This window comes from Streptomyces sp. NPDC002793, assembly GCF_040295485.1.
GTDB lineage: Bacteria > Actinomycetota > Actinomycetes > Streptomycetales > Streptomycetaceae > Streptomyces.
Genome location: NZ_JBEOVL010000004.1, coordinates 176,819 through 194,970, shown reverse-complemented (window position 1 = coordinate 194,970; position 18,152 = coordinate 176,819). Strand labels below are relative to the sequence as shown.

The window sequence follows — 18,152 nt, the reverse complement described above, 5'->3', positions numbered from 1 at the left end:
TAGGCTGCGCCCATGATCCGTACCGCCACGTCCGAGGACGTCCCCGAGATCCATGCCATGGTCCGTGAGCTCGCCGACTACGAGAAGGCGCTCCACGAGGCGAACGCCACGGAGGAGCAGCTGCGCGAGGCCCTGTTCGGTGAGCGGCCCGCCGCGTACGCGCATGTCGCGGTGTCGGACGACGACGGGGCCGTGGTCGGGTTCGCGCTGTGGTTCCTCAACTTCTCGACGTGGCGCGGGGTGCACGGTGTGTACCTGGAGGACCTGTACGTCCGCCCCGAGCGGCGCGGTGGGGGTTACGGGAAGGCGCTGCTGAGGGAGTTGGCGCGGATCTGCGTGGAGCGCGGGTACGGGCGCCTGGAGTGGTCGGTGCTGGACTGGAACGCCCCGTCCATCGCCTTCTACGAGTCGCTGGGTGCGCGGCCCCAGGACGAGTGGACGGTGTACCGGCTGACGGACGGGGCGCTGGCGGAGCTCGGGGCGGCCTGAGCCGCGGATGGCTGTCGCCCCCGCTGCGACACCCACTCCGGGGCGGTGTCGGTGGTGTGCGTCACGATGGGGGCATGGCACGCACAGGCAACAGGAGCAGCAGGGGCGCGGGCGCGAAGGACGGGGTGGCGGTGGTTCGGCGGCCGGAGGTCCGGCTGCCGTCCCTCGTGGAGTTCGACGGGGAGGGTCTGGAGCCGGACGGGGATTACGACGGTGTGCGGTTCGGGGAGACGGACCTGGCCGACGCGTCGGGTCCCGGGGCGCGGTTCATGGACTGTGAGCTGCGCGGCTGCGCCCTGGACCGGGCGGAGCTGGTGCGGGCCCGGTTCGTCGACTCGGTGCTGACGGGGGTGCGGGGTGTGGGCACCGATCTCGCGGGGGCGTCGCTGCGGGATGTGGAGATCCTGGACGCGCGGCTGGGCGGGGTGCAGCTGCACGGTGCGGTGCTGGAGCGGGTCCTCGTGCGGGGCGGGAAGATCGATTACCTGAATCTGCGCAAGGCACGGCTGAAGGACGTCGTGTTCGAGGGGTGTGTGCTGTCGGAGCCGGATTTCGGTGACGCGCAGCTGGTGCGGGTCGAGTTCCGGGACTGTGTGCTGAAGCGGGCGGATTTCAGTGCGGTGCGTATGGAGTCCGTCGATCTGCGGACGGTCGCCGAGCTCGACATCGCGCGGGGTGTGGAGCGGCTGGCGGGAGCGGTGATCAGCCCGTCCCAGCTGATGGAGCTGGCTCCGGCGTTCGCGGCGCAGATCGGGGTGCGGGTGGAGGCGTAGGCGTCGGCTCCGGGTGCTGTCAGAGGCGGGGGAAGCGGGCCTGGAGGTCCCAGATGACGGGGTTGTCGGCGAGGCCTTCGTGCATGTCGGCGAGGTCGGCGATCAGGTCGTGCAGGAAATCGCGGGCCTCGCGGCGCAGCAGGGAGTGGCTGAAGGTGAGCGGCGGCTCGTCGCCGGGCATCCAGTCGGCTTCGACGTCCACCCAGCCGAAGCGGCGCTCGAAGAGCATGCGGTCGGAGGATTCGGTGAAGTCGAGTTCGGCGTACTGCTGGCGGTGCGAGCGGTTGCCGCGGGGGTCGCGGTCGATCTGCTCGACGATGTCGCAGAGGGCCCAGGCGAAGTCGAGTACGGGGACCCATCCCCAGGCTGTGGACACCTCGCGGTCGGCCTTGGTGTCGGCGAGGTAGACGTCCCCGGAGAACAGGTCGTGCCGCAGGGCGTGGACGTCCGCGCGGCGGTAGTCGGTCTGCGGGGGGTCCGGGAAGCGCCGGGAGAGGGAGTAGCCGATGTCGAGCACGGTTCGATGGTGTCATGCCGTGCGGGCGCCTCGCGCCGCCCGGCGCCGGGGACCTACGGGAGCAGCCGTTGTTCCTTCGCGACGGCGACCGCCCCCGACCGGGTGTCCACGCCGAGCTTCTCGTAGATCCGGCCCAGGTGGGTCTTGACGGTGGCTTCGCTGATGAAGAGGGCGCGTGCGATGTCACGGTTCCCGAGGCCCTGGGACAGCTGGCCGAGGATGTCGCGTTCGCGGTCGGTGAGGGTGGGCCGGGGGCTGCGCATCCGGGCCATGACCCGGCTGGCGACCGGCGGGGAGAGCGTGGTGCGGCCCTGGGCGGCGGCGCGGATCGCGGCGAAGAGTTCCTCGGGGCGTTCGGCCTTCAGCAGGTAGCCGGTGGCGCCCGCCTCGATGGCGCGGGTGATGTCGGCGTCGGTGTCGTACGTGGTGAGGACGAGCACGTTGACGGTGCCTGCTCCGGCGGCCGAGATGCGGCGGGTGGCTTCGACCCCGTCGATCCCGGGGCCCAGCTGGAGGTCCATCAGGACGACGTCGGGTCCGAGCCGGGTGGCGAGGGCGACGGCCTCCTCGCCGCTGCCCGCCTCGCCCACGACCTCGATGTCGGGTTCGCCGCCGAGGAGGGCGAGCAGCCCGGCCCGTACGACGGCGTGGTCGTCGCAGAGCAGGATCCGTACGGGCGGGGTCATGCGCGTTCCTCCGGGGTGGGTGGGGCGGCCGGGTCGGGCAGGGGCACGGCGGCGGACAGGACGGTGCCCTCGCCGGGGGCGGATTCGACGGTCAGTGTGCCGCCGAGCTGCTGGACCCGGGCACGCATCGCCGGCAGCCCGTGGCCGCGTACGCCGTCGGGCGGGCGGGGCACCGGCAGGTCGGGGTCGAAGCCCCGGCCGTTGTCGGCGATGTCGAGGACGACCCGGTCGTCGAGGTGGGTCAGGGTCAGTGCGGCGGCGGTGGCCTCCGCGTGCTCGGTGGTGTTCGCGAGGGCGCCCTGCGCGATCCGCAGCAGCGCCGACTGCACCCGGTCGGGGAGCGCGGCGGCCGGGGCGCCTTCCACGTGGCAGCGGACGGTGAGGCCGCCGCGCGCCTGGGCGGTCTCCCGGGCGGCGAGCGTCCGCAGCACCGCGTCGAGCCCGCCGCCCTCCGCCAGGTCGGCCGGTGCGAGGTCGTGCACGAAGCGGCGCGCCTCGGCGAGGTTGTGTTCCGCGATGCCGGTCGCCGTCAGGACGTGCCGGCGGGCGGTGGCCGGGTCGGTGTCCCAGGAGCGGTCGGCGGCCTGGAGCAGCATCTGCTGGCTGGAGAGTCCTTGGGCCAGGGTGTCGTGGATCTCCATCGACAGTCGCTGGCGTTCCGCGAGGGTCCCCTCCCGGCGTTCGGTGGCGGCCAGTTCCCGCCGGGTGTGCAGCAGATCGTCGATCAGCTCGCGCTGACGCGCGGCCAGTTCCCGCTGGCGTACGGCCTGGCGCTGCATGTGGACGAAGACGGCGGTGGCGACGGCGGCGACGGCGGGCGGGGCGAGGACGAGATTCGGGTCGAAGCCCGTGGCGAGCCTCAGCTGTGCGGCGACGACGAACACGGTGAGCAGGGCGACGAGCGCCAGGGCGGCGCGCGGCGGAAGGATCCGCAGGCCCGTGTAGAAGAGCGGTACGGCGCACCACGCGAAGCTCGGCGCGAGGACGACCAGGACCATCCACACCGCGACGAGGACGCCGAGCCAGGCCAGCCGGCGCGGGGTGGGGCGGGAGCCGAGCACCGGGCCGAGGAGGTACAGCACGGCGAGCGACGCGGACAGCGCGATGATCCAGGGGGTGCGGGTCTCACCGGGGTGACGCATCAGGAAGCGTGCGAGGGAGGCGCCGAGCAGCAGGAAGAACGCGGCGTGCATGAGCAGGGCCATCCACCGGGCGTCCGGGTCGTTCGCCGAGCCCGGCAGGTCAGTCGGGCCCTCCGCGCCCCGCTCGGTTCCGTTCCGCCGCACCTCGTACCCCGCGCTCCGTCGACCGTGCCCTGTGCTGCCGTGCGTCCCGCGCGGCTGCTGACCTGCGCGGACACCCCATGGTCGCCCGCCCGGGCCACCTCCGCATCAACCGATCGGCCGACGGGGCGGTCAGCCGACCAGGGCGCGGCTCGCAGCCGGTACGCCGACGGTACGGGCCCGGATCCGGCCGGAGGATCGATGGCAGGAAGCAGGACGGTCCGAGGCCGGGCCGCAATTCACTGAGGAGACCATCATGAAGAAGATGTCGCTGCGCACCCGTGTCCTGACCGGTGCCGTCGCCGCCGCGGCCCTGGGCGCCGGAACCTTCGGCGCGATGTCCGCGAACGCGTCCACCCCGGCCGCCGCACCCGCCGCCGCCGTGAAGGCCGATGCGGCCGACCGGAATCTCCAGCAGTCCACCCACCTGACCGTGGCCGCCGCGACCAAGGCAGCGCAGGCCGCGCTGGACGCCGCGAAGAAGGAGAACCAGCGCATCTCGGTGGCGGTCGTCGACCGTAACGGCAACACCCTCGTCACCCTGCGCGGCGACGGTGCGGGCCCGCAGTCCCCCGAGTCGGCCGAGCGGAAGGCGTACACCGCCGTCTCCTGGAACGCGCCCACGTCCGAGCTGGTCAAGCGCCTGGAGCAGGCCCCGAATCTGAAGGACATCCCCGGCACGCTGTTCCTGGCGGGCGGCGCGCCCGTGCAGGTCAAGGGCGCCCCGGTCGCGGGGATCGGTGTCGCGGGGGCCCCCAGCGGGGACCTCGACGAGAAGTTCGCGGCGGCGGGCGTCGCTGCCCTGGGCCGGTAGGGGCGGGAGCCGCCCGGTAGGAACCGGGCGAGGCCGCCTCCGGATCACCTCCGAGCCGGTTCCGGATCAGCCGCAGCCGAGTGAGGCGCGCGCGGCCGCGGTGAAGCGGTTCTCCACGTCGGACTCACGGAAGAACGAGGACGCGGCCTTCTCCTCCGGGGTGCGCGGAGACCGCACGGAGAGGAGTTCGGCCGCGAAGTAGGTCTCCTTGCCGTCACAGACGGCGTGCTGGAAGCCTCGCTCCTCGGCTGCGGGCAGCAGCGTGGCGTTCCGGATGATCGCGAGACGGGCCGAGGCTCCCTCCTCCTCGTCCCGGGGCAGACCGGTGGTCGGCGGTTCGAAGGAGAGGTCGCAGAACCAGGCGTCGTCGCGGGAGCCCGAGGTCTGCTCCCGCAAGGGGCTGCCGGCGGGAACCTCGGCGTCGACAGTGAAGCCGGTCAGGCCGCACAGCTCGGCCGGGTCGCTCCTGGCCGGGGCGGACGCTTCAATGAGGTCCGTTCCGGCCTTCTTCGGTGGTGAGGTGGGAGGCGCGCAGTCGTGGTCGGCGGCGAGCTCGCGGGCGGCTGCCCGGGTCAGTCGGGCGAGTTCTGCCGGGTCGGCGCTGCCCTGCTCGACGACGGCGCTCAGGACCGTGTGGTCGCCCTCGGCCCCTGCGGCGCCCAGCGGGCCGCAGTCGGACGGCAGGGCCACCCAGCCGTTGCCGTACTCGTCGAAGGCGCCGGGCAGTTCGCCCGGCAGGATGTTCTGCGCGCCCGAGGCCTTCCACTCGGACTGGCCGAAGGGGTGCTCGGGGGTGACAGCCCTGGCTCCCAGGCGCACCTTCGCGTCCTCGGTGCCCGGCAGCCAGCCCGACTGCTCCACCACGCAGTCGCCGAGGTTGTCGATTCTGCCGGTCACCCGGCCGGCGCCGTCGAGGCTGTTCCCGGCGTCCTCGCTGCTCACCCTGCCGTCACACAGGTCGTCCGGCGCCAGGGCGTCGGTGTTGGTCGCCACCGTCCCACCCGCCAACACGGCCGACGCGCAGACGGCAGCCGCGATCAGCCATGCCCTGCGGCGTTTGCGGGGTGTTTCCGTGCTCACTCGTGCTCAGTCCCGTCCGAGGTAGACAGCGGCGTCGCCGCGCGATCCCGAGTAGGACTGCTTGGCTTCGTCGCGCATGGCTTGCCAAGCGTCCCAGTTCGGGTCGTTCTTGCTGTTGGTGCGGTCGTCGACGTCCACGCCTCGCTCCACGGCCCAGGCGTCGATGAGACTGTACGTACCGCCCACGCCCGAGCTGTAGTGCTCGGAATTCTTCTCCTGGGCCGCTGAGTTCGCCGAGTCGATGACGTCCTTGGACCACTCGTACGTCGCCGCGTCGACGAGACGCTGGGCCGTGTCGCCGAAGACCGGCAGACCTGTGATCGGGGCGCCGATGCTGTGGTAGGCGTACCGGGCCTGGTCGTTGGTCTCGGCGATCTTGCCGTCGCGCTGGTCGAGGATCACGTCGGACCCGATGGAGTTCATCGCTCCCATGACCTGGCCGAGGTCGCTGGCGGGGTTGATCCAGCGCAGTTGGCCCTCGCCGCCCTGAGTGGGCGCGGCCCCCAACTGTTCCATCGCGTAGTCGCGCTGGGTGGAGTAGAGGAGGTCGGCGGTGTCGGCCTCCTCGGTGACACCGCGCATGACCCGCATGAGCGAGTCCTTGCCCACGGTGATGCCCGCATCGGAACCGTCCCGCCAGATGCCGTCCAGCCCCTCCGGGCTGCCGTACCGCCGGCTGTCGTTCTCGGCGAGGATGTTGTGGTTGTCGGCTGCGTAGTCCGCGAGAGCGTTCGCCAGGTTCTGGTGCATGTTCTTCGGGACGTCGGTGCCCGCGGCCCCGGAGTCGAGGAACTCGATTGTGTTCTGCATGATTCGGGCCTGAGCGGGGCTGTGCGGGCCGGGCCGGCCGTTGGACTCGCCCTCGGCCAACGGAGGGTGGCCAGTGGTGGCGGCTTCCAGGGCGGCGCCGATTCCGACGTGTCCGTACGGGTCGTCGACCTCGACCTCGGGATACATGGAGAGCAGAAGCTTGGGCCATTCGCGGGCGCCGTCTCCGTGACGGGTGAGGTATTCCAGCCTGCCGTTGCCGTTCTCCGGGTCCTGGCCGGGATCGAGGAAGGCGGTCGCCGTGTCGGGGTCGCGGCTCATGATGCCGAGGAGGTTGTCGATGGCATCGGCCCGAATGCCGTCGTGGCCAGCGCCGATCTGGACGAAGAGACCCTTGTCCTTCTTCTCGGCGGCGATCATGTCGTCGCCGAGCGAGGTCATGAAGTCCGGGTCGAACTTCGCGTCTGCCATGTTCATCACGGCGACGAACCCCGAGTAGCCCTTGATCGGGTTGTTCGACTCACCGAAGTTCTTGGTGCCGTTCTCCTTGAGATCCTGGGTGAATTCCTCGTAGAAGGCACGCTCCTTGTCATTCGCCGGGTTCGTGGTGGCGTTCGCGATGGAGTTGGCGAGCTCGCGCTGCATTCCGAGCAGTTGGCTGCGGCTCTGCTTGTCGTTCTCAGCCATGTCGAACAGCTTGTTGCCGAGCTTGATGGTGCCGTCCGCGCCGATCTTCGAGAGGAAGGGCTGGCTGAACTCCTTGTTTCCGCTGTTGTCGCGCAGCGAGCGTTCGAGTTCCGCCAGTTCCCCGGCGGACACCTTCTCGCCCGCGTTGATCTTCATCGAGGTCTCGGCGGCTGCCGCCGCCTCGTAGCCCTCGATGTCGCCGGTGGCCTTGTGGTTGAAGCCGCCCTCGGTGCCGTCCCGGCCGTCGCTGTCCTTGGTCACTGCCTTCATGGCCAGGGCGAACCCGGCATCGGCGTCGGTGACCGCCTGCACGGCCCTGGCTATGTGGTCGGTCCAGGACTGCTCGGTGGAGCGCAGATCGGGGTCGTGGTGGGCGGTGAAGCGCTCGCTCTCCGTGAGCTTGCTGAAGTCCAGGCGGCACTGGCCCTGGTCGGAGACGATCATCTTGGCGGCGACGGCCTCAGCGACTGCAGCTTTCACCTTGCCCCGCAGCTCGACGAACTGGGTGTGGGCGTCCTTGATCAGTGAAGCGATGGCCTTCGCCTCGGTCTGGGCCCCCGCGTACTCCTTGAGGGTGATGTCGAATCTGCGGTTGGCGGCCTCGGCACTCTGACCGACCCAGGCCGGGCCGAGACTGACTCCGTGCACATCACGCTTGTAAGCGCTTTCGACCTTGGCCAGTTCTGCCGCCATCGACTCCCATTTACCGGCGGTGGTGCTCAGCGCGGAAAGGTCCGTCGTCATGACTTCGTGGTAACTCGGCATGCGTCTCCCCATCCCCTCAGTACCCGGCGAGGCTCGACGTGCTGCTGAGCTGGGTGCCGATGCCGAGGTCGTTGGACCGGAACAGTGTGCTGGTGTCGCGCAGAGCGGCGCTCTCGGAGGAGAGCCGTTTGCAGAGCACCTGGACCGAGTCGTCCCAGGCCTTGTCGGCCTTCTTCAGGGCCTCCGCCGTGTCCCAGCCGTCGCCGTCCCTGGGACCGAACACCTTGGCCGCCGCGCTGTTGGCCTCGTCCGCCCACTTACCGCTTTACGCGTGTCGGTGAGCAGGTGCTCGTCGATCGCCTCGGCCGCGGCCTTCTTCTCGGCGGGAGATGACGCGAAGGAGGGAGCGAAGGGCCCGTACACAGGGGGGGCCGCCTTGGTCGGCCGGCAGCTGATTCAACCGCATACCCGTCGAAGAGTCCTCACGCTGAGTGGATTTGATCTGTTCCCACTCGTCCCATGCCATCGAATCCCAGCCCCCGCCCACGTGGGCATCCCCGATGCCCTTTGCTGTTCGTGATCACATACCAACATACAAGTGTGACCGGCACGGTGTGGCCCCTCCCGGTCCGTCGGCGGCGGTGCGGGTGCCGAGGTCGCCGCCGAGGGCTGGTTCCCGGTACGGGGACCAGCCGTTGCCGTACCCGTCCGGAGGCCGCCGGCTGTGTCCGTCCGGTGGAGCAGACGCGCGGGAGCCCCCGGCCGACCTGAGTCGGGCGGGGGCTCCTGCGGGAAGGCGTCCGCGTCAGAGGTTGACGCCGAAGTCCTGGGCGATGCCGCGGAGGCCCGCGGCGTAACCCTGGCCGACCGCGCGGAACTTCCACTCGGCGCCGTTGCGGTAGAGCTCGCCGAAGACCATGGCGGTCTCGGTGGCGGCGTCCTCGCTGAGGTCGTAGCGGGCGATCTCGGTGCCGCCGGCCTGGTTGATGATGCGGATGAAGGCGTTCCGCACCTGGCCGAAGTTCTGGCTGCGGGCCTCGGCGTCGTAGATGGAGACCGGGAAGACGATCTTGTCGATGTCCGCCGGGAGGCCCGCGAGGTTGACGTTGATCTGCTCGTCGTCGCCCTCGCCCTGGCCCGTGACGTTGTCACCGGTGTGGACGATGGTCTGGTCCGGCGTCGCCTTGTTGTTGAAGAAGACGAAGTGGCCGTCCGAGTAGACCTTGCCGGCCGTGTTGACCGCGATCGCCGAGGCGTCGAGGTCGAAGTCGGTGCCGGTGGTGGTGCGGACGTCCCAGCCGAGGCCGACCGTGACGGCGGTCAGGCCCGGGGCCTCCTTGGTGAGCGAGACGTTGCCGCCCTTGGACAGGCTTACAGCCATGGGAAGTGCCTTTCCTCGTCATGTGCGGGCTTCGTGCCATCACGAAAGCTACCGTCACCCGTCCTAACGCAGACAAGAGACCACGAGGTTCCTGCTCGCTTTACTTTCTTTGCCGAACTTCTGGCCGAACGCCCGCAAAACAAGGTGACGCGGGGGTGGTGAGCCGGGGAACATGGGTGTCATGTCCGGGCCCTATGTCATCCGCGGTGCGGTCTCCCTGCCGGAGGCCGAGCTCATGTGGCGTTTCTCGCGGTCCTCCGGACCCGGCGGGCAGCACGTCAACACGAGCGACTCCCAGGTGGAGCTCCGCTTCGACCTCGCGGCGACCGAATCGCTTCCCGAGGTGTGGAAGGCGCGGGCACTGGAACGGCTGGCGGGGCGGCTGGTCGGTGGTGTCGTGTCCGTGCGCGCCTCGGAGCACCGCTCCCAGTGGCGCAACCGTGAGACGGCCGCCGTGCGGCTCGCCGCGCTCCTGGCGGAGGCCACCGCGCCGCCGCCCAAGCCGCGCCTCAAGAAGAAGATCCCGCGTGGCATCAACGAGCGCCGGCTGAGGGAGAAGAAGCAGCGGGGCGACACGAAGCGCGGACGCTCCGGCCGCGACTGGTAGGGACCGCCGGGCCGGGGCCCGGCGGCAGGGTGCGAACGGACCGGTCAGCGCAGCTGCCGGTAGCGGCCCTTGAAGTACGTGAGGGGTTCCCCGTCCCCGCTCGGCAGCGACGCCGTCAGCACCCGCCCGATGACCAGCGTGTGATCGCCGGCCGGGACGCGCTGCTCCGTGCGGCACTCCAGGGTGGCCAGGGCGCCGTCGATCAGTTGCGCGCCCGTGACGTCGCCCCGTGTGCAGGGGAGGTCCTCGAACAGCAGGCGGTCGCTGATCCGGCCCTTCATGGCGAACCGCCCGGCGATCTGCCGCTGGCCCTCGGTCAGCACCGACACCGCCCACAGGGGCTGCTCGGCGAGCAGGTCGTCCATCCGGGAGTCGTTGCGCAGGCTCACCATGACGAGCGGCGGGTCGAGGGAGACCGACATGAAGGCGGTCGCCGTCATCCCGACGTCCTCACCCCGGCCGTCCTCGTCGAGCGGCGGTTCCTGGGCCGTGATCAGCACCACGCCCGCGGCCAGGCGGGACAGGGCGGCACGGAATTCGTCGTTGCTCACCCCTTCAGCATGCGGGACGGCATCGGCGGCGGTTTCCGGGCGCGGGGTGGGAGGCGTCGTCTGCAGCACACCGGGCACGCTAGTGCCGCGGGATGTGGCTTCGCATCGGGCCGGAGGACCAGCCAGGTCCTAGGACTCCGGAACCAGGAGCGTCGGTTTGCGTTCGTTAAACAACAGCGGCCCCTTGAAAGTCCATGAACAACTCTCACCTTCTGTTGTGACTTGAGTCACAGAGAGCAATATTTGTTGACCCTGTGTACCGAGTGCGCAGCGCACTGTGATTCAGTGACCGTGACACTGCAACAAGTACGTCGATATGAAACCTGGAGTTGCTGTCGAGGTCTCAGGGAGTGCGAGCAATGGAGGCCGAGTCGGAGCCGTACGTCCGTCTTGCGACCATGCGGCAGTTGCACCAGGCCGTCGCTGATCTCAACACGGCGCGGAGCCTGGCGGACACACTGCAGTCCGTGGCCGACGGCATCGTCAGTGGCCTCGGTTACGAGCTGGGCTGCGTCAACCTCGTGCGACCTGACGGCGATCTCGTGGTCGCCGCCTTCGCCGGCAACAGCGCGGCGGAAGCCCTGATCACCGGCCGCGTCGGCTCCCGGGAGGCCTGGGAGCGCAGGCTGTCCATGGGTGAGGCCTGGGACGGGCTCCGGTTCATACCGCACACCGAGGGCTGGGTGCTCCTCGACGACGACGTGCCGCAGTGGCACACCGAGGGGCCGGAGCCCCGCTTCGAGGACGAGTGGCACCCCCTGGACCGTCTCTACGCCCCGATGTACGCCTCCGGCGGAGGCCGCCTGGACCTCCTGGGAGTCCTCTCGGTCGACGGGCCGCGCAACGGCCGCCGACCCGGCGCCTGGGGCCGTGAGGCCCTCCAGATGTACGCCTCCCAGGCCGCGATTGCGATCAGTAACGCCCGCCTCCGAGCAAACATGCAGCGCGCCCTGGTCAGGCTGGAGCGCGAACAGCAGGCGCTGCGGGCCAGTGAGGAATCCTTCCGCCAGGCCTTCGAGTACGCCCCCAGCGGCATGGCCATCGCCGAGATGGGCGGTGACCAGCACGGCAGGCTGCTGCGCACCAATGACGCGCTCTGCCGGCTCCTTGCACGTCCCGCCTCCGTCCTGCGCCGCTACTCCTTCGCCGACCTGGTCCACCCCGAGGACATAGGGACCCTGTTCCGCACGTCCGCCGAGGGCGGGCGGGCCGAGCTGAGGCTCGGGCGCAGGGACGGCACGTACCTCTGGGTCTCGCTGCGCAACTCCGTGGTCGCCGACACCACCGACGGCCCGCGTTTCCTGCTCACCCATGTCGAGGACATCGAGGAGCGCAAGCGCAACGAGCTGCATCTCGCGCACCGCGCCTCGCACGACGCGCTCACCGGTCTCCCCAACAGTGCCGAACTGCGCTCCCGGCTCGGCGCCCGGCTGTGTGAGAGGCCTCACTCGGTCGCCTCCACCCCCGTCGAGGCGCTGGACGCGGCGTACGGCGACGTCGAGAGCCCGGCGCACGCCTACCGGGCGGACGGGTACGAGGGGGAGGTCGCGCCGGGCGTCGGCCCCTACGACCACCACGTGCACGTCGTGGCGCCCGACCCCGAGCGCGACGACGGGGCCAAGGGGCTCGCGGTGCTCTTCTGCGACCTGGACGGCTTCAAGTCCATCAACGACCGCTTCGGGCACCACGCGGGTGACGCGGTTCTCATCGAGGTCGCCCGCCGGCTCACCACCTGCGTACGGGACGGTGACACGGTCGCGCGGCTCGGAGGTGACGAATTCGTCGTCCTCGCGGACGGTCTCGGGGCGGCAGATGCCGCAGATCTGGCCGTACGCTTGCGTAACGCCATCATTCCGCCCATCCGGGTGGACGGCCGGGCAGTCAGGGTCGGGGCGAGTTTCGGTATCGGCTGGGCCGAGTGCGGCATGACCGAGGAAGAGGTCCTGCACTCCGCCGACCAGCGGATGTACGTGGAGAAGCGGTCCCGATCGAAGGTTCACCGTAGAGCCGGCTGACGTTCACGCCCTGGCTGTTCCCGTACACCGCCCGGTTTTCCGGGGGACCGAGGGCAATTCGACGCGTGCTCCGTTCGGGGTAGGCTCGGCCGGTCGGCGACGGCTGGCGACATGGTGAGGAGTGACCCAGGGATGACGGCCGGAAACAACGGCGCGAGCAAGCCCGAGGACGACGATCCGTTCGGCTATCTGTACGAGGACGGCCGGGCGGCAGGCGCACAGCCGCCCGGACAGAGTGGTTACGGCTACCCCGGCCCGGCCGCACAGCCCGGTGTGCCCAGAACGTCGTACAACCAGGTGCGCACGGTCGGCGAGCGCCAGTACGGGCAGGTCCCGCAGCAGCAGGCCTACGGCCAGCAGCCCCCGCCGCAGTACGGCCAGCCCAACCCGCAGTACGCGGCGCCGGAGACCTACCCGGGCGGTGCGCCCACGGCGCAGAGCCAGTCCGGTGGATACGGCGGCAGGAACGGCGGCTCCGGCCGTGGCGGCCCCAACACCAAGGCGCTGCTGATCGCGGCCGTCGCCGTGGTCGCGGTGGTGCTCATCGGCATCGGTGTCGCGCTGATGTCGGGCGACGACGAGGGCAAGACGGCGGAGGCCGGTTCCTCGGCGGGCCCGGCCGAAGAGGTCGAGGAGTCCCCGGAGCCGGAGAAGTCCTCGACGAAGTCCCAGGAGCCCGTGGACCTGCCCGAGCAGGACGCGGCGACGCTGACGCTCGGCGGTACGGCCTCCCTGGACAACACCGTGAAGGGCGCCAAGAGCGCCAACGGCCAGTACATCAGCCTGAACGAGGTCGGCCGTTCGGCGACCTGGACGGTCGACGTGCCGGAGAGCGGCGCGTACACGCTGTTCGTGACGTACGGCGTGCCGGGCAAGGACGCCAAGACGTCCCTCACGGTCAACGACGAGGACCCCCGTTCGATCAACATGACGAACTTCGCGAACGCCGCGGAGGGCGACCTGGAGAAGGGCTGGACGACGACGTACGCCTTCGTCCAGCTCGAGAAGGGGTCGAACAAGCTCATGCTGTCGTGCAACGAGGGCGACTCCTGTGACGCCAACCTCGATCAGCTGTCGCTGAAGTCCGGACACGTCAAGGACTGACGCCGTCAGTGATCCAGCACCACCGTCGTCCCGGCATCGCCCAGCGAGCCGGGACGCGGTGTTTTCCGTGCGCCCCGGCGGGCCCGCTCAGTCGGCGGGTGGGTGCGGTTCGACGGTGACGCGGGCCGACAGGTCCTCGTAGGCCGCGCGGTCGAACTCGCCGGCCGCAGGGGCCAGTACGGTCGCCGTCGACAGGGCCACCGCGCGGCGCAGCCGGTCCTCCCAGCCCAGCCCTTCGGCGAGGGCGGACAGCAGCCCGGCCACCACGGAGTCGCCCGCGCCCGTGGGGTTGCCCCGCACTGCGGCGGGCGGCGCCGCCCGCCAGGCGCCGTCGGGGGTGACCGCGATGAGCCCTTCCGCGCCGAGCGACGCGACGACGCTGTGCGCGCCCCGGCGGCGGGCGTCGTGTGCGGCGCGCAGGGGTTCGAGGGCGCCGGTGAGCTGGGCGAGCTCGTCGGTGTTCGGCTTGACGAGGTCGGGGCGGGCGGCGATGCCGCGGCGCAGCGGTTCCCCCGCCGTGTCCAGGAGGACGGGTACGCCGGCGGCGCGGGCGAGCCGGATCAGCTCCGTGTACGCGCCGACGTGGATGCCTGGCGGCAGGCTGCCGCACAGGGCGACGGCCTCGGCTCCCGGGAGGAGTTCCCGGTACGTCAGCAGGAGGTCCGCCCATTCGCCGGCGGTTATGTGCGGGCCGGGTTCGTTGAGCTGGGTGGTGTCGCCGGTGCCGCGGTCGACGACGGCGACGGTGCGGCGGGTGTTCCCCGCGACCGTGACCAGCGCGTCGGTGGGACGGTGGGGGAGCGTGCCGAGCAGCTCGCGCAGGACGGTCCCGGTGGGGCCGCCGGCGAAGCCGGTGACCACCGTGTCGTGGCCCAGCGCGGTCAGCACCCGGGCCACGTTGACGCCCTTGCCGCCGGGGCGTTCGGTCACTTCGCCGACGCGGTGGCTGGTGTGCGGGACCAGGGCGGGGACGGCGTACGACAGGTCGAGCGCGGTGTTCAGCGTGACGGTCAGTATCACCCGCACCGGCCCCCGGTTCCCTGGTAGTCCGTTCCTGAGCGCCGTCTCCCTGCGGCGCCGCCCGGACGATCATGCCAAAACGGCGGCGGTCGCCCCAGGTTTCCGGGACAACCGCCGTCTCTTCGTTACGTGTTCAACGGGCCGTGGCCCGCCGGCCGAGGTGGGGCCCTACGATCCACTCGCCGCGGCGCATGACGCCCTTGAGTGCGAAGTCCGCGTCCAGGACCACCAGATCGGCGTCCTTGCCCGGTTCCAGCGAGCCGACCCGGTCGTAGAGGCCGAGGAGCCTGGCGGGGTTGGCGGAGATGGACCGTACGACGTCCCCGACGGGGATCCGGTCGACCGTCACGGCCCGCCGGAACGCGGTGTCCAGGGTGAGGGTGGAGCCGGCGATGGAGCCGCCCTCGACGAGGCGTGCGACACCGTCCTTGACCTCGACGGCGAGCGGGCCGAGTTCGTAGAAGCCGTCGTCCGAGCCGGCCGCGTCCATGGCGTCGGTGATCAGTGCGACCCGGTCGGCGCCCGCGTGGTGATAGGCGAGTTCCAGGGCGGCGGGGTGCAGGTGCGTACCGTCGTTGATCAGCTCGACGGTGACCCGCTCGTCCTCCAGGAGGGCCGCGATCGGTCCCGGTGCGCGGTGGCCGAGGGCGGGCATCGCGTTGAAGAGGTGCGTGGCGACGGTGGCGCCCGCGTCGATCGCCTCGACGGTCTGCTCGTACGTCGCGTCCGTGTGGCCGACGGCGGCGATCACCCCGTGCTCGACGAGCAGCCGTACCGAGTCGATGCCGCCGGGGAGTTCGGTGGCGAGGGTGACCATCTTCGCGGTGCCGCGCGCCGCGTCGATCAGCTTGCGGACCTCGGCCGGTTCGGGGTCGCGGAGCAGTGCCTCGCTGTGGGCGCCCTTGCGGCAGGGGGAGATGAAGGGGCCCTCGAAGTGGATCCCGGCGAGCTCGCCCTGCTCGACCAGCTCGGAGAGCAGGCCGGCCTGGCGGGCCAGGAAGTCGGTCTCGCCGGTGACGGTGGAGGCGACGAGGGTCGTCGTGCCGTGCTCGCGGTGCGTCCGTGCTCCGGTCAGGACGTCTTCGGCGGTGCCGGTGGCGAAGGAGGCGCCGCCGCCGCCGTGGTTGTGGATGTCCACGAACCCGGGGACCAGCCAGTGGCCCGAGAGGTCGACGGTCCGGGCGCCGTCCGGCGTGCTGCCGGCGATCCGGGTGCCCTCGACGATCACCCGGCCGTCCTCGACGGTCCCGGTGGGAAGCACCACCCGGGCACCTGTGAGAACCGTGCTGTCTGCGCGTCCGGCCATCAGGCGGATACCTCCGTGGAGAGTAGATCCCAGGCGAGCAGCCCTGCGCCCAGGCATCCGGCGGTGTCCCCGAGGGCCGCCGGGACGATGTGAGGCAGCTTCTGGAACGTGACCCGTTCCTCGACAGCCGCACGCAGTGGTGTGAACAAGGTTTCCCCCGCCTCGGCGAGACCGCCACCGATGATGAGCGTGCGGGGGTCCAGCAGAGTGAGCGCGGTGACCAGTCCGGCGGCGAGGGCGTCGACGGCGTCCTGCCACACGAGCAGGGCCGCCGGGTCGCCCGAGGCGACGGCCTTCGCGCAGTCGGCGGCGTCCGCGTCGGGGTCGCCGGACGCGGCGGCCCAGGCCCTGGACACCGCGGCGGCCGAGGCGAGGGTCTCCAGGCAGCCGCGCTGCCCGCAGCCGCAGACCGGGCCGTCCGGCCGGACCACGACGTGGCCGATCTCGCCCGCGTACCCGTGGGCTCCTGCCTCGATGGAGCCCGCGATGCCGATGGCGCCCGCGATCCCGGTACCGAGCGGCACGAACAGGAACCGGTCCGCGCCCCTGCCCGCGCCGATCCGGCCCTCGGCGAGGCCGCCGGTGCGGACGTCGTGGCCGAGCGCGACCGGTATGCCGCCGAGGCGTTCGCCGAGCAGCTTCCGCAGGGGGACGTCGCGCCAGCCCAGATTGGCGGCGTAGACGGCGATCCCGCGGTCCGCGTCCACGATGCCGGGAACGGCGACCCCCGCGGCGACGGCCCCCTCGCCGAGGTGTTCCTCACCGTGCGCGTACAGATCGGCCGCGAAGCCCAGGATGGTCTCCACGACGGCGTCGGCACCACGGTCCCTGCCGGTGGCCCGGCGCGCCTCGTGGAGCAGGGTGCCGTCGGCCCCGACCAGAGCGGCCTTCATTCCTGTGCCGCCCACATCGAGGGCGATGACGTGTCTCACGGGAGACAGTTTCGCCCGACGAACCCTAAAAGGTCTAGTCCACTATCGCGGTTTGTTGCGCACCCATACAAAAAGGCCCTGCTAGATTGCCTGGTCGGTACAGGTGGTTTAGACCTCCTTGTGAGGTGAAGCAGGATCTAGGGATGGACAGGGCTGTGCAGCGGCGCTTTGTGGGAATGACCGCGGTGGTCGCCGTACTCGGTATGACGGCGACGTTGTCGGGGTGCGGTGCGGACTCCGGAGGTGGCGACGTCACGCTGCGGCTGGTCGCGGCCGAATACGGCACCGGCGCGGGGAACAGCTCCGAGAAGTACTGGGACGACGTCGCCGGGAAGTTCGAGAAGCAGAACCCCGGCATCGACGTCGAGGTCAGCGTCCACTCCTGGAAGGACGTCGACCGCGAGGTCGCCGAGATGGTGAAGGCCGGCGAGGCCCCCGACATCGCGCAGATCGGGGCGTACGCCGACTACGCCCAGGCGGACGAGCTCTACACCGCCGACGAGATGATCTCCATCCGCACCGAGTCCAACTTCATGCCCTCGCTCACCGACGCGGGCGAACTCGACGGCAATCTGTACGGTCTGCCCTTCGTGGCCAGCACCCGGCTCCTCTTCTACAACAAGGGCCTGTTCGCCGAGGCCGGCCTCGGGGCCCCGCAGACCTGGGACGACATCGAGAGCGACGCCGCCGCGCTGAAGCGGCGCGGCGTGACCTACCCCTTCGCCCTGCCGCTCGGCCAGGAGGAGTCCCAGGCCGAGACCCTGATGTGGATGCTCAGCGGCGGAGGCGGCTACACGGACGAGGTCGGCAACTACGACATCGACTCCCAGGCCAACATCGCCGCCTTCAAATGGCTGCGGGACGACCTCGTCGGCAAGGGCCTCACCGGCCCCGTAGCACCCGGGAAGCTCGACCGGGCGAAGGCGTTCGACGCGTTCACCAAGGGCGAGGTGGGCATGCTCAACGGCCACCCGACGCTCATGCAGGAGGCCGAGAAGAAGGGCGTCGACGTCGGTATGGTGCCGCTGCCCGGCATCGACGGACCGACCGAGAGTTCGATGGGCGTGGCCGACTGGATGATGGGCTTCAAGCAGAACGGCCACCGGGTCGAGATCGGCGAGTTCCTCGACTTCGCCTACCAGGACGCCAACGTGCTGGCCTTCGCCGACCGGTACGACCTGCTGCCCGTGACCATGAGCGCGTCCGAGTCCATGGCGGCGGACGACGGGCACAAGGAGCTGCACCCGTTCCTGTCGGCGCTGCCGAACTCGCAGCTGTATCCCTTCGGCAAGACCTCGTGGGCGCGGGTCAGCGAGATGATCAAGGAGAAGATCGGCTCCACGGTCGGGCCCGGCGGCAGCCCGGAGAACGTGCTCGTGGGCATCGCGGCCGACGCCCGGCAGGCGGAGAGCGCGGAGTAGGTAGGTTGGCCGA

Annotated in this window: 18 protein-coding genes; 7 read left to right on the top strand and 11 right to left on the bottom strand. The window is 70.7% G+C overall.

From position 1 onward, the window contains the following. The first annotated feature begins 12 nt into the window (after window positions 1-12). Both ABT001_RS05760 and ABT001_RS05755 read left to right on the top strand, forming a co-directional pair. Window positions 13-489: a GNAT family N-acetyltransferase gene (locus ABT001_RS05760; protein ID WP_351272864.1), complete on the top strand. Its 477-nt coding sequence runs from the start codon at window positions 13-15 to the stop codon at window positions 487-489. Between the two features lie 74 nt (window positions 490-563). Continuing rightward, window positions 564-1,262 (top strand): pentapeptide repeat-containing protein, encoded by a 699-nt coding sequence (locus ABT001_RS05755; RefSeq protein ID WP_351272861.1) that lies wholly within the window; start codon window positions 564-566, stop codon window positions 1,260-1,262. A 19-nt stretch (window positions 1,263-1,281) separates the two neighbouring features. On the opposite strand, the gene ABT001_RS05750 is transcribed toward ABT001_RS05755, so the two are convergent. The 3 genes from ABT001_RS05750 to ABT001_RS05740 are packed head-to-tail and all read right to left on the bottom strand — an operon-like array spanning window position 1,282 to window position 3,751. Then, window positions 1,282-1,779 carry a hypothetical protein gene (locus tag ABT001_RS05750; protein ID WP_307125666.1) on the bottom strand — a complete coding sequence of 166 codons (498 nt, stop codon included), beginning with the start codon at window positions 1,777-1,779 and terminating at the stop codon, window positions 1,282-1,284. 53 nt (window positions 1,780-1,832) lie between these two features. After that, window positions 1,833-2,465 carry a response regulator gene (locus tag ABT001_RS05745; RefSeq protein WP_351272857.1) on the bottom strand — a complete coding sequence of 211 codons (633 nt, stop codon included), beginning with the start codon at window positions 2,463-2,465 and terminating at the stop codon, window positions 1,833-1,835. Further along, window positions 2,462-3,751 carry a sensor histidine kinase gene (locus tag ABT001_RS05740; RefSeq protein ID WP_351272854.1) on the bottom strand — a complete coding sequence of 430 codons (1,290 nt, stop codon included), beginning with the start codon at window positions 3,749-3,751 and terminating at the stop codon, window positions 2,462-2,464. Before ABT001_RS05740 ends, ABT001_RS05745 begins: the two co-directional genes overlap by 4 nt. A 253-nt stretch (window positions 3,752-4,004) precedes the next feature. On the opposite strand from ABT001_RS05740, the gene ABT001_RS05735 reads away from it, so the two are divergent. Beyond that, a complete protein-coding gene (locus ABT001_RS05735) occupies window positions 4,005-4,562 on the top strand; it encodes a GlcG/HbpS family heme-binding protein (RefSeq protein WP_351272852.1) in 558 nt (185 codons plus the stop codon). Between the two features lie 66 nt (window positions 4,563-4,628). Here the strand turns inward: ABT001_RS05735 and ABT001_RS05730 are convergent, their stop codons facing one another. The 4 genes from ABT001_RS05730 to ABT001_RS05715 all read right to left on the bottom strand — a co-directional run bounded on the left by ABT001_RS05730 (window position 4,629) and on the right by ABT001_RS05715 (window position 9,183). After that, window positions 4,629-5,642 (bottom strand): hypothetical protein, encoded by a 1,014-nt coding sequence (locus ABT001_RS05730; protein WP_351272850.1) that lies wholly within the window; start codon window positions 5,640-5,642, stop codon window positions 4,629-4,631. A 6-nt stretch (window positions 5,643-5,648) separates the two neighbouring features. Then, window positions 5,649-7,841 (bottom strand): hypothetical protein, encoded by a 2,193-nt coding sequence (locus ABT001_RS05725; protein WP_351272847.1) that lies wholly within the window; start codon window positions 7,839-7,841, stop codon window positions 5,649-5,651. A 37-nt stretch (window positions 7,842-7,878) separates the two neighbouring features. Beyond that, a complete protein-coding gene (locus ABT001_RS05720) occupies window positions 7,879-8,085 on the bottom strand; it encodes a hypothetical protein (RefSeq protein WP_351272844.1) in 207 nt (68 codons plus the stop codon). 522 nt (window positions 8,086-8,607) lie between these two features. Then, complete coding sequence (locus ABT001_RS05715) at window positions 8,608-9,183, bottom strand: TerD family protein (protein WP_351272842.1); 576 nt, start codon at window positions 9,181-9,183, stop codon at window positions 8,608-8,610. A gap of 172 nt (window positions 9,184-9,355) precedes the next feature. Here ABT001_RS05715 and arfB point away from each other — a divergent pair, with 172 nt between their 5' ends. Further along, window positions 9,356-9,790, top strand: a complete 435-nt coding sequence (gene arfB, locus ABT001_RS05710; RefSeq protein WP_351272840.1) for an alternative ribosome rescue aminoacyl-tRNA hydrolase ArfB — start codon at window positions 9,356-9,358, stop codon at window positions 9,788-9,790. Between the two features lie 44 nt (window positions 9,791-9,834). Here the strand turns inward: arfB and ABT001_RS05705 are convergent, their stop codons facing one another. Then, entirely contained in the window at window positions 9,835-10,341 is a 507-nt protein-coding gene (locus ABT001_RS05705) for a flavin reductase family protein (protein ID WP_351272838.1), read from the bottom strand. A gap of 359 nt (window positions 10,342-10,700) precedes the next feature. On the opposite strand from ABT001_RS05705, the gene cdgB reads away from it, so the two are divergent. Together cdgB and ABT001_RS05695 are read left to right on the top strand one after the other, a co-directional pair. After that, a complete protein-coding gene (gene cdgB / locus ABT001_RS05700; protein ID WP_351272835.1) occupies window positions 10,701-12,356 on the top strand; it encodes a diguanylate cyclase CdgB in 1,656 nt (551 codons plus the stop codon). 132 nt (window positions 12,357-12,488) lie between these two features. Next, the gene (locus ABT001_RS05695) at window positions 12,489-13,460 is read left to right on the top strand and encodes a carbohydrate-binding protein (protein WP_351272832.1); all 972 of its coding nucleotides are present in this window, start codon (window positions 12,489-12,491) and stop codon (window positions 13,458-13,460) included. Window positions 13,461-13,547: 87 nt separating this feature from the next. Here the strand turns inward: ABT001_RS05695 and ABT001_RS05690 are convergent, their stop codons facing one another. The 3 genes from ABT001_RS05690 to ABT001_RS05680 all read right to left on the bottom strand — a co-directional run bounded on the left by ABT001_RS05690 (window position 13,548) and on the right by ABT001_RS05680 (window position 16,679). Continuing rightward, window positions 13,548-14,480, bottom strand: coding sequence for a 1-phosphofructokinase family hexose kinase (locus tag ABT001_RS05690; protein WP_351273092.1), 933 nt, complete (start codon window positions 14,478-14,480; stop codon window positions 13,548-13,550). Window positions 14,481-14,613: 133 nt separating this feature from the next. Continuing rightward, the gene (nagA, locus tag ABT001_RS05685) at window positions 14,614-15,786 is read right to left on the bottom strand and encodes an N-acetylglucosamine-6-phosphate deacetylase (RefSeq protein WP_351272830.1); all 1,173 of its coding nucleotides are present in this window, start codon (window positions 15,784-15,786) and stop codon (window positions 14,614-14,616) included. Then, the gene (locus ABT001_RS05680) at window positions 15,786-16,679 is read right to left on the bottom strand and encodes an ROK family protein (protein WP_502967427.1); all 894 of its coding nucleotides are present in this window, start codon (window positions 16,677-16,679) and stop codon (window positions 15,786-15,788) included. The genes nagA and ABT001_RS05680 overlap by 1 nt, the downstream gene beginning before the upstream one ends. Window positions 16,680-16,861: 182 nt before the next feature. Here ABT001_RS05680 and ABT001_RS05675 point away from each other — a divergent pair, with 182 nt between their 5' ends. Next, window positions 16,862-18,139, top strand: coding sequence for an ABC transporter substrate-binding protein (locus tag ABT001_RS05675; RefSeq protein ID WP_351272824.1), 1,278 nt, complete (start codon window positions 16,862-16,864; stop codon window positions 18,137-18,139). Window positions 18,140-18,152: the final 13 nt, after the last annotated feature.

Coding starts and splice junctions, on each gene's coding strand:
- ABT001_RS05745 (WP_351272857.1), bottom strand. CDS start 2,465: ATGACCCCGCCCGTACGGATCCTGCTCTGCGACGACCACGCCGTCGTA.
- cdgB (WP_351272835.1), top strand. CDS start 10,701: ATGGAGGCCGAGTCGGAGCCGTACGTCCGTCTTGCGACCATGCGGCAG.
- ABT001_RS05675 (WP_351272824.1), top strand. CDS start 16,862: ATGGACAGGGCTGTGCAGCGGCGCTTTGTGGGAATGACCGCGGTGGTC.
- ABT001_RS05760 (WP_351272864.1), top strand. CDS start 13: ATGATCCGTACCGCCACGTCCGAGGACGTCCCCGAGATCCATGCCATG.
- ABT001_RS05755 (WP_351272861.1), top strand. CDS start 564: ATGGCACGCACAGGCAACAGGAGCAGCAGGGGCGCGGGCGCGAAGGAC.
- ABT001_RS05695 (WP_351272832.1), top strand. CDS start 12,489: ATGACGGCCGGAAACAACGGCGCGAGCAAGCCCGAGGACGACGATCCG.
- ABT001_RS05725 (WP_351272847.1), bottom strand. CDS start 7,841: ATGACGACGGACCTTTCCGCGCTGAGCACCACCGCCGGTAAATGGGAG.
- arfB (WP_351272840.1), top strand. CDS start 9,356: ATGGGTGTCATGTCCGGGCCCTATGTCATCCGCGGTGCGGTCTCCCTG.
- ABT001_RS05715 (WP_351272842.1), bottom strand. CDS start 9,183: ATGGCTGTAAGCCTGTCCAAGGGCGGCAACGTCTCGCTCACCAAGGAG.
- ABT001_RS05680 (WP_502967427.1), bottom strand. CDS start 16,679: ATGAAGGCCGCTCTGGTCGGGGCCGACGGCACCCTGCTCCACGAGGCG.
- nagA (WP_351272830.1), bottom strand. CDS start 15,786: ATGGCCGGACGCGCAGACAGCACGGTTCTCACAGGTGCCCGGGTGGTG.
- ABT001_RS05735 (WP_351272852.1), top strand. CDS start 4,005: ATGAAGAAGATGTCGCTGCGCACCCGTGTCCTGACCGGTGCCGTCGCC.